At 55.7% G+C, this 542-nt stretch carries 1 protein-coding gene; it reads left to right on the top strand.

Annotated features, from left to right (window positions below; translation table 11 throughout):
* On the top strand, positions 1–542 hold a 542-nt coding region (tnpC, locus tag K5D32_RS25820; RefSeq protein ID WP_221602341.1), incomplete at both ends, for an IS66 family transposase.

Here is a 542-nt window from a genome sequence, read left to right as displayed (position 1 = left end):
ACGCAAGTTCGTGGACGCACAGAAAGTGCAGCCCTCAGGCAAGACGGGCCGTGCCGATGCGGCACTGACATTGATCAACAAGTTGTACGGCATCGAGCGTGAACTCAAGGATGTCAGCGATGAACAGCGCTATATCGCACGCCAGGAAAAAAGTCTGCCCGTGTTGGCCAAACTGAAAAAGTGGCTGGAGAAAACGCAGCCACAGATCACGCCCCAAGGTACGTTGGGCAAAGCGGTCAATTATCTAGCCAACAACTGGAGCCGGCTGGAGCGTTACGTCGAGGCCGGTTACTTACCGATTGATAACAACCCGGCGGAACGTGCCATAAAGCCGTTTGTCATCGGTCGCAAGGCCTGGTTGTTCAGCGACACGCCCAAAGGTGCCGCCGCCAGTGCGCAGATTTATAGTCTGGTCGAGACCGCCAAAGTCAACGGCCAAGAGCCCTATACGTGGCTACGCCACGTACTTGAGCGGTTGCCACATGCTCAATCGGTAGAAGATTACGAAGCGCTGTTGCCGTGGAACTGCTCACCGGAAATGC

The sequence above is a fragment of the Pseudomonas cichorii genome, from assembly GCF_019719005.1.
GTDB classification, from domain to species: Bacteria; Pseudomonadota; Gammaproteobacteria; order Pseudomonadales; family Pseudomonadaceae; genus Aquipseudomonas; species Aquipseudomonas cichorii_E.
This window is presented reverse-complemented; position numbering and strand designations above follow the sequence as displayed.